The 9,151-nt window shown below is 69.8% G+C and carries 10 protein-coding genes; 5 read left to right on the top strand and 5 right to left on the bottom strand.

What is annotated here, in order from left to right:
- Positions 1–192: 192 nt before the first annotated feature.
- Positions 193–834, bottom strand: coding sequence for a LysE family translocator (locus G3N98_RS36180; protein ID WP_089424269.1), 642 nt, complete (start codon positions 832–834; stop codon positions 193–195).
- Between the two features lie 76 nt (positions 835–910).
- The gene (locus G3N98_RS36185) at positions 911–1,867 is read right to left on the bottom strand and encodes an NAD(P)-dependent oxidoreductase (protein ID WP_226124041.1); all 957 of its coding nucleotides are present in this window, start codon (positions 1,865–1,867) and stop codon (positions 911–913) included.
- Positions 1,868–1,876: 9 nt separating this feature from the next.
- Between G3N98_RS36185 and G3N98_RS36190 the strand changes: the two genes are divergently transcribed.
- Positions 1,877–2,635: a Mut7-C ubiquitin/RNAse domain-containing protein gene (locus G3N98_RS36190; protein WP_206150809.1), complete on the top strand. Its 759-nt coding sequence runs from the start codon at positions 1,877–1,879 to the stop codon at positions 2,633–2,635.
- 82 nt (positions 2,636–2,717) lie between these two features.
- On the opposite strand, the gene G3N98_RS36195 is transcribed toward G3N98_RS36190, so the two are convergent.
- The gene (locus G3N98_RS36195) at positions 2,718–2,951 is read right to left on the bottom strand and encodes a hypothetical protein (protein WP_089424267.1); all 234 of its coding nucleotides are present in this window, start codon (positions 2,949–2,951) and stop codon (positions 2,718–2,720) included.
- 360 nt (positions 2,952–3,311) lie between these two features.
- Here G3N98_RS36195 and G3N98_RS36200 point away from each other — a divergent pair, with 360 nt between their 5' ends.
- Genes G3N98_RS36200 through G3N98_RS36215 form a run of 4 tightly spaced genes read left to right on the top strand, consistent with a single transcriptional unit; the run spans position 3,312 to position 7,574 of the window.
- Positions 3,312–4,517 (top strand): efflux RND transporter periplasmic adaptor subunit, encoded by a 1,206-nt coding sequence (locus G3N98_RS36200; protein WP_206150810.1) that lies wholly within the window; start codon positions 3,312–3,314, stop codon positions 4,515–4,517.
- A gap of 7 nt (positions 4,518–4,524) precedes the next feature.
- Entirely contained in the window at positions 4,525–5,223 is a 699-nt protein-coding gene (locus G3N98_RS36205) for an ABC transporter ATP-binding protein (protein WP_089471978.1), read from the top strand.
- A 21-nt stretch (positions 5,224–5,244) separates the two neighbouring features.
- Positions 5,245–6,399: an ABC transporter permease gene (locus G3N98_RS36210; RefSeq protein WP_089424264.1), complete on the top strand. Its 1,155-nt coding sequence runs from the start codon at positions 5,245–5,247 to the stop codon at positions 6,397–6,399.
- An 8-nt stretch (positions 6,400–6,407) separates the two neighbouring features.
- The gene (locus G3N98_RS36215) at positions 6,408–7,574 is read left to right on the top strand and encodes an ABC transporter permease (protein WP_206150811.1); all 1,167 of its coding nucleotides are present in this window, start codon (positions 6,408–6,410) and stop codon (positions 7,572–7,574) included.
- Positions 7,575–7,593: 19 nt separating this feature from the next.
- Here G3N98_RS36215 and G3N98_RS36220 read toward each other — a convergent pair whose 3' ends face one another.
- Positions 7,594–8,925, bottom strand: coding sequence for a carotenoid oxygenase family protein (locus G3N98_RS36220; RefSeq protein WP_206150812.1), 1,332 nt, complete (start codon positions 8,923–8,925; stop codon positions 7,594–7,596).
- A gap of 17 nt (positions 8,926–8,942) precedes the next feature.
- Positions 8,943–9,151, bottom strand: a 209-nt coding sequence (locus tag G3N98_RS36225; RefSeq protein ID WP_206150813.1) for a DUF2239 family protein, incomplete at its 5' end; no start/stop codon positions are given.

Below are 9,151 nucleotides of genomic sequence, written 5' to 3' on the forward strand. Positions count from 1 at the left end.
TGCGCGGTGTGCGGCGTGGGGTTTGCGTTCGCCGGCGCGGCCGCCGTCTTCGGGCTCACGGCCGGACGCGGAGCCGGCGCGGCGGCATTGACGCGCCCGCGCGCCGAGCGAGCGGGACGCAGGCCCGAAAAGCAGAACGCCCCGCCCTCTTGAGAGGAACGGGGCGTTCGGTACGCCGGTGTCAGCGCGAAATCAGTGACGGACCAGCGCCATCATCGCGCCGAAGCCGACGAAGAGCCCGCCCGTCAGCCGGTTGAAGATCTTCGCCACGCTCTGGCTCTTCAGCGTCGCGCCGATGCGCGTGCCGAACGACGCGTAGACGAGATACCAGCTCACCTCGATCACCGCGAACGTGACGACGAGAATGCCGAACTGCGGCAGCGTCGGCTCGGCCGCGTTGATGAACTGCGGCAGCAGCGCAGCCGCGAACAGGATCGCCTTCGGGTTGCTGCCCGCGACCAGGAAGCCGTTGCGGAACAGCGTCCCGCGCGATGCCGGCGCGGCCTGGCGCGACACGGTGTCGACGTCGGCGGCAGGTTGCTCGTCATCGACGCGTGCGCGCCATGCCTTCACGCCGAGGTAGATCAGGTAGGCCGCGCCCGCGAAGCGCAACGTGTTGAACATCGCCGGCCAGGCTTCGAGCACCGCACCGAGGCCCGCCGCCGACACCGACAGCATCAGCACCAGCGCGGTGAGGCAGCCGGCCATCGTCCACGTCGAACGCCGCAGCCCGTGCCGCGCGCCGTGCGTCATCACCAGCAGCATGTTCGGGCCCGGAATCGCCGACACGACGAACACCGTCGCCACGAAAAGCCACCACGTATGCAAGTTCATGCCCGCCTCTGCGTCGATGTAAGGGAAAACAAAACGTCGATTATGCCGGTGTGCCGGACTTCTGTCGCGCGACGGCTCAGCGGCCCGCGCGGCGCAGCGCGACTTCGCCGAGCACCGCGAAATCCTGCTCGCCGCCGCCGTGCGCCAGCGCGTCGAGCAGGTTGTCGCGCACGACGCTCGCCACCGGCAGCGGCACCGACACGGCGTCGCCGGCTTCCAGCGCAAGGCGAACGTCCTTCAGCCCGAGGCGCGCCTTGAAGCGCGCGGGCTCGTAGCGCCGCTCGGCGATCATCGAGCCGTAGCCTTCGTAGACGGGGCCCGGAAACACGCTGCCGGTGATCACGTCGAGGAAGTCGCGCATCGCGACGCCGTGCGCGCCCAGCAAGGCAGACGCTTCGCCGAGCGTCTCGATCGCCGACGCGAGCGTGAAGTTCGCGGCGATCTTCGCGACGTTCGCGTGCTGCGGCAACGACCCGAACCGCCAGGTCTTCTGGCCGATCGCGTCGAACAGCGGCTGCACGCGGTCGATCGCCTCGGCCGGGCCGCCCGCCATGATCGTCAGGCGCGCGGCGGCCGCGACGTCCGGCCGGCCCATCACCGGCGCGGCGACATAATGGATGCCGCGCGATGCATGCGCGTGCGCGAGCGATTCGGCCAGCGCGACCGACACCGTCGCCATGTTCACGTGGATCAGGCCGCGCGGCGCCTGGGCGAGCAGCGCGTCGTCGAAGATCGCGCGCGCCGCGGCGTCGTCGGCCAGCATCGAGAACACCGCGTCGCCGCGAAACGCGTCGGCCGGCGTGTCGACGATCTGCGCGCCGACGGCCGCGAGCGGCTCGGCGCGCTCGCGCGACCGGTTCCAGACGCGCACCGTGTGCCCGGCCTTCAGCAGGTTCGTCGCGATTGCCTGCCCCATTTCACCCAGCCCGATAAATCCGAGATCCATTTCCCGCTCCTTCGCTCCGTGAAGCGGGGAGTTAAACACAGATGCGTGGCGCCTGCAGGGCACGCGGCCGGCCAGGCGCGGTGCCATACTGCCCGCATGGCGACCGCGACCTTCCGCTTCCACGACGAACTGAACGCCTTTCTCCCGCGCGCCCAGCGCGACCGCGCGTTCGGGCACGCATGTGCGCGCGACGCGACGGTGAAGCACGCGATCGAGGCGCTCGGCGTCCCGCATACCGAAATCGGCCGGCTGTGCGTGAACGATGCGCCGGCCGCGCTCGACCGGCCGCTCGACGACGGCGACCGGGTCGAGGCTTTTCCGGAACGCGCACGGCCGGCTGCCGTGAACGGGGCCACCGCGCCGCCGCCCGCGCAATGGCGCTTCGTCGCCGACGCGCATCTCGGCGGCCTCGCGCAACTGCTGCGCCTCGCGGGCTTCGACACCTGCTATGACAACCACTACCGCGACGACGAGCTCGCGGCGCTCGCCGCGCGAGAGGGCCGGATCGTGTTGACCCGCGACCGCGAGCTGCTCAAGCGGCGCGCGGTCGCGCGCGGCTGCTACCTGCACGCGCTGCAGCCGGCCGACCAGCTGCGCGAACTGTTCGAACGGCTCGATCTCGCGCCGCACATGCGGCCATTCCGGCTGTGCCTGCGCTGCAATGCGCCGCTGCATCCGCTCGACGCGGCCGCTGCCGCGCCACGCGTGCCGGCCGGCGTCCGGCTGCGGCACCGGCGCTTCGCCGCGTGCGACGTGTGCCGGCGCGTGTTCTGGGAAGGCTCGCACTGGCGGCGCATGCGCACGGTGGTCGACGCGATGCGCGCGCCGCCGCCGGCCGATGAACACGAGGCCTGAAAAAAACAAAACCCCGCATGCGTGAACATGCGGGGTCTCGCGACTGGCGGCCGGCGGTGCCGGCCGCAGCGCAACGCGCTTCTTAGTTCTGCGCGCCTGCGTCGTTCGTGCCGGCGGCCGATGCGGCTTCGGCCTTCGCCTTGCCCTTGGCCGAGCCGTGGCGCTTCAGCTGGTGCTTCGGCTTGCTGTGATCCTTCTTGGCCGGTGCCGGAGCGGCTGCCGACGTGTCGGCTGCCGGCGCGGACGCCTGTGCGAATGCCGAAACCGATGCGAGTGCGAATGCTGCGGCGATGATCGAAGCGAGCGTCTTCTTCATTGTTCTTCCTTTAGCGGAGAAAAAATCAAACGTACCGGTCAGTAAAGATGCGAGGCATTCGCATCGGAGCCCCAGGCCGCAAGGCCGGCTTTCGCCGTGCCGTCGCGACAAAACCTGACGCACTGGTTCCATAACGCACCGTGTTCGCGGCAAGTTGACACGTTGCTTGCGCCCCTCGGGTTTCCCCGGGGGAGCACGCGTATCCCCGGGGCGGTGCCCCGTCCGGCGGCCGCCGCGGCGGCGCTGCAAACCGGCTCGCGCACCGTCGGGGCGACGCTTATACTGGCGTCCATCCGTCCCTTTCCCCGGAAACCGGATCGCGGCCGGTCGCCAGACCGCCGCCGTCTCGAGGCGCTCAAATTGCCCGATCACAATCTGGACAAACTGAAAATCGACCGGCGTCCGCTCGCCCCGGCGCCCCGTCGTCGCCGGTGGCTCCGCTATGCGGTGGCCGCCGCGCTCGTCATCGGCGCGATCGCCGCCGGCCTCGCACTCACCGGCCGGCCGGCCGTCGAAACCACCGCCGTCACGTCCGCCTACCCGTACCAGAACGACACGCAGCTCAATGCGACCGGCTACGTCGTGCCGCAGCGCAAGGCCGCGGTCGCGTCGAAGGGCCAGGGGCGCGTCGAATGGCTCGGCGTGCTCGAAGGCACGCGCGTGAAGCAGGACGAGATCATCGCGCGGCTCGAAAGCAACGACGTGCGAGCATCGCTCGCGCAGGCGCGCGCGCAGGTTCAGGTGTCCCGCGCGAACCTCGGCGTCGCGCAGGCGGAACTGAAGGATGCGGAGATCGCGTTGCGCCGCACGTCCGCGCTCGCGCCCAAGGGCGCCGTGCCGGCCGCGCAGCTCGACACCGACACGGCCCGCGTGAACAAGGCGCGCGCGACGCTCAACAGCGACCAGGCCGCGATCGCATCGGCCGAGGCCAACGCACAGGCCGCGCAGGTGGCAGTCGACCAGACGGTGATCCGCGCGCCGTTCGACGGCATCGTGCTCGCGAAGCACGCGAACGTCGGCGACAACATCACGCCGTTCTCGTCCGCGTCGGACAGCAAGGGCGCGGTCGTGACGATCGCCGACATGGACACGCTCGAGGTCGAGGCCGACGTCGCCGAATCGAACATCGCGAAGATCCGCGCCGAGCAGCCGTGCGAGATCCAGCTCGACGCGCTGCCCGACATGCGCTTCGCGGGCCGCGTGTCGCGCATCGTGCCGACCGTCGACCGCTCGAAGGCCACCGTGCTCGTGAAGGTGCGCTTCGTCGACCGCGACGACCGCGTGCTGCCCGACATGAGCGCGAAGATCGCGTTCCTGTCGAAGCCCGTGTCGGCACAGGACCGGCAGCCGGTGACGGCCGTGCAGGCCAGCGCGGTCGTGGAGCGCGACGGGCGGCCGGTCGTGTTCGTCGTGAAGGACGACGCCGTGCACGCCGTGCCCGTGACGCGCGGCATGCGGATTGGTGAGCTCGTCGCGCTCGCCGGCGTGAAGCCCGGCGACACCGTCGTGCTCGCGCCGGGTGCGAAGCTGAAGGACGGCGCGAAAGTGACCGTCGCGAAGAAGTAGCGCACGCGTGAACGACGCCCCGCCGCCCCTCGTCGAGATCAGCCACGTCGCGAAGTCGTACCGGCGCGGCAACCAGATCGTGCCCGTGCTGACCGACATCACGCTCGATATCCGCGAAGGCGACTTCGTCGCGCTGATGGGGCCGTCCGGCTCCGGCAAGAGCACGCTGCTGAACCTGGTGGCCGGCATCGACCGGCCCGACAGCGGCGAGCTGCGCGTGGGCGGGCTCGACATCTCGCTGCTCGCGGAGGCGCAACTGGCCGAATGGCGCGCGGCGAACGTCGGCTTCATCTTCCAGTTCTACAACCTGATGCCGGTGCTCACCGCGTTCGAGAACGTCGAGCTGCCGCTGATGCTCACGCACCTGTCGCGCCGCGAGCGGCGCGAGCGCGTCGAGCTCGTGCTCGACATGGTGAACCTCGGCGACCGGACGAGCCATTACCCGTCCGAGCTGTCGGGCGGCCAGCAGCAGCGTGTCGCGATCGCGCGCGCGCTGATCACCGATCCGGTGCTGATCGTCGCCGACGAGCCGACCGGCGACCTCGACCGCACGTCGGCCACCGACGTGCTCGCGATGCTGCAGCGGATGAACGCCGAGCTCGGCAAGACGATCATCATGGTGACCCACGACGCGCATGCGGCCGGCGCCGCGCGCTCGCTCGTGCATCTGGAAAAAGGGGAGCTGATCGATGGGCACGCCGGCTGACCGGCTGCGGGAGCGCGCGCAATGTACGTGCTGAAGCTGATCGCGCGCAATGCGATGCGGCACCGGCTGCGCACGCTGCTGACCGTGCTCGGGCTTACCATCGCCGTGCTCGCGTTCGGGCTGCTGCATACCGTGGTCGACGCGTGGTACGCGGGCGCGGCCGCCGCGTCCAGCGGGCGGCTCGTCACGCGCAACGCGATCTCGCTCGTGTTTCCGCTGCCTGTCAGCTACGAGAACCGGATCCGCGGCGTCGAAGGCGTGACGGCCGTGGTCCGCTCGAACTGGTTCGGCGGCATCTACCGCGACCCGAAGAACTTCTTCGCGAGCTTCGCGGTATCGGACAACTATCTCGACCTGTACCCGGAATTCATCATCCCGGCGCAGCAGCGCGCCGACTACGATCGCGACCGCCGCGGCTGCCTCGTCGGTCGCCAGCTCGCGACGCAGTTCGGCTTCAAGATCGGCGACGTGATCCCGCTGAAGGGCACGATCTACCCGGGCACGTGGGATTTCGTCGTGCGCGGCATCCTGGACGGCCGCGACGACTCGACGATCACGCGGCAGTTGGTGTTCCACTGGGAATACCTGAACGAGACGGTGCGCCAGCGCACGCCGAAGCAGGCCGACCAGGTCGGCGTGTTCGTGCTCGGCGTTGCTAATCCCGACGACGGCGCGTCGATCGCGCGCCACGTCGACGCGGTGTTCAAGAACTCGCTCGCCGAGACGCTGACCGAAACCGAGCAGGCGTTCCAGCTCGGCTTCGTCGCGATGTCGAACCAGATCATCGCGGCGATCCGCCTCGTGTCGTACGTGGTGATCCTGATCATCATGGCCGTGATGGCCAACGCGATGGCGATGAGCGCGCGCGAGCGCACGGCCGAATACGCGACGCTGAAGGCGCTCGGCTTCGGCCCCGGCTTCCTCGCGCTGATCGTGTTCGGCGAATCGGTCGTGATCGCGGTGGCCGGCGGCGGGCTCGGGATCCTCGCGACGCCGCCCGCCGCGAGCCTCTTCAAGCAGGCGGCCGGCGGCATCTTCCCGGTGTTCAAGGTGTCGACCGAGACGGTCGTGCTGCAAGCCGCGTGCTCGGTCGCGGTCGGCTTCGCGGCGGCGATCGTGCCGGCGTGGCAGGCGGCGCGCGTGCGCGTCGTCGAAGGCCTCCGGGCAATCGGTTAGGTTGGCACATGGCGATCCCGCTCAACTACATCGCGCGCAACCTGTGGACCCGACGGCTCACCACCGCGCTGACCGCCGGCGGGATGGCGCTCGTGATCTTCGTGTTCGCGACCGTGCAGATGCTCGACGCCGGGCTCACGAAGACGCTCGTGTCGACCGGCGAACCCGACAACGCGGTGGTGATCCGCAAGGGTGCCGAAACCGAGATCCAGAGCTCGATCGACCACCAGCAGGCCAATGCGCTCGAGATGCATCCGGCCGTCGCGCTCGGCCCCGACGGCCGGCCGCTCGTGTCGAAGGAAGCGGTCGTGCTGATCTCGCTGGTGAAGACCTCGACCGGCAAGCCGTCGAACGTCGTGATCCGCGGCGTGTCGCCGGCCGGCCTCGCGCTGCGCCCGCACGTGAAGCTCGTCGCCGGCCGCATGTTCGCGCCCGGCTCGTCGGAAATCATCGTCGGCAGCGCGATCGCGAAAGGCTTCAGCGGCACGCAACTCGGCGACAGCCTGCATTTCGCGCAGCGCGACTGGACCATCGTCGGCATCTTCGACGCGGGCGGCAGCGGCTTCGATTCGGAGATCTGGGGCGACGTCGACCAGCTGATGCAGTCGTTCCGGCGCACCAGCTATTCGTCGATGGTGCTGCGCATCCCGAGCGCCGACGGCTTCGCGCGTTTCAAGGCCGACATCGACGTCGACCCGCGCCTCACCGACGAGGCGAAACGCGAACAGACCTTCTACGGCGACCAGTCGAAGGCGCTGTCGACGTTCATCAACATCCTCGGCATCACGCTGTCGACGATCTTCTCGATCGCCGCGATGATCGGCGCGATGATCACGATGTATGCGTCGGTCGCGAACCGCGTCGCCGAGATCGGCACGCTGCGCGCGCTCGGCTTCAAGCGCACGAACGTGCTCGCCGCGTTCCTGCTGGAAGCGCTGCTGCTCGGCTTCGTCGGCGGTGTCGCGGGGCTCGCGTGCGCGTCGCTGATGCAGTTCGCGTCGTTCTCGACGACCAACTTTCAAACCTTCGCCGACCTGTCGTTCCGCTTCGTGCTGACGCCCGCGATCGTCGTGAAGACGCTGCTGTTCTCGCTGGTGATGGGGCTCGTCGGCGGGTTCCTGCCGGCGATGCGCGCCGCGCGGCTGAAGATCGTCGACGCGCTGCGCGCGCAGTGACGCGCGCCGCCGCTCACGTTCAACGTTCGCGCGGCACCCACGCACCGTGGAACCCAGCCGGCACGCGGCGCGGCAGGTGCACGGTGGCAACCGGCCCCGCATCGATTGCGCGCGCATCGAGGATCACGACGTCGCTCGTATCGGTCGCCGCCCGGTAGACCATCACCAGCAGCCAGCCGTCGTCCTCGTTCGCGCCGCCCGGGCGCGGCACGAACACCGGCTCGCTGTTCTGGTCGCCGGGCGGCACCGCGTAGTGCATCGTCGTGCCGCTCGCGTGGTCGAAGCGCATCACGCCGCGCATTTCCACAGGGTTCGGCTGCTCGACCGCATACAGGTAGCGGTAGCGGCGCCCCGTCCGGCTTTCGTTGATGCGCGGCATCTCGATGCCGCCGTCGGCGAGCGGCCCTTCGTCGATCAGCCCGTTCGCCGTATCGATCACGTAGCGCCACAGCTCGCCGACCGGGTTGTCGGCGAAGCGGCCCGTGCCCGCGTCGAGCCGCAGGAACGACGGATAGCGTACCGCATCGAGCACGATGCACGACGCGTCGCAGTCGTACGCGTTCACGACGTGCAAGATGAAGCACGGCTCGACGTCGAACCAGCGCACCGCGCCGCCGTGGCGCGGGATCACGCCGATGCGCGCGGGCCGGTCGTCGTGCCAGCGCAGCGGCATCCGGTGGCCGTGCTTCAGCAGCGAAAAGTCGTAGCCGACGTTCAGGTCGAGCAGCAGGCTGCGGGTTTCGGTGATCGCGAGGTCGTGCATCATCGACGGCGCGTTCAGCGCGATCTCGAGATCGACGCGCTGCACGCCCTGCGCATCGGCGACACCGTAGCGCAGCCACGGTGCGCGCCAGTCCGCGCGGAACGCAATCAGCTCGCCGGTCACCGGATCGACCTTCGGATGCGCGGTCATCCCGCCGCCGAGGCCCGCGTGCCGCGCCGGCACACCGAGCGAATCGAGCGCGGCCGTGATCGCGAACGGCGCGCCGCCCTCCGCCAGCGCGAGCAACTCGCCGGCATGCTGCAGCACGTTCACGTTCGGGTTGGTGTCGGGCAGCTGCGATGCCGCTTCAGGCGCATGCACCGCCGCCCAGCGCTGCGTGCGCGCCCAGCGGTTCCGGTAGCCGGTCGCGCGGCCGCCTTCGAACGCGATCGCGTGCAGCATCGCGGCTTCCGGCCACCACGACAGCATATCGTTTCCTTCGAAACGGCCACCCGGCGGATTCGGGCCATTGCGCAGCAACGTGCCGGCGAGCTCGTGCGGGATCGTGCCGGTCACGCGCAGATCGACGAGATCGGCCTCGTCGGCAACCGGCGCGATCGCGCCGCGATTCAGATCGAATGCGGTCATGGCGTCCGATGCTCCTGTCAGCAGTCTTCGGTGGACGGCGGCAGTTCGCCGCGTGCCAGCGCGAGCGCATGGTCGCGCACGTCGTCCGGCCAGCCGGCGATCAGCTCGGCGACGCGTGTCAGGTCGTTCGCATACAGCGCGCGCGCGGCCTCCTCGAAGCCGGGCAGGTCGCCCGCCATCGCCGACATGAAGTGGTACGCGCGCGCCTGCGCATCGCGTCGCCGGT

It is taken from the genome of Burkholderia sp. Tr-20390, assembly GCF_017104595.1.
In the GTDB taxonomy this organism is placed as follows: Bacteria; Pseudomonadota; Gammaproteobacteria; order Burkholderiales; family Burkholderiaceae; genus Burkholderia.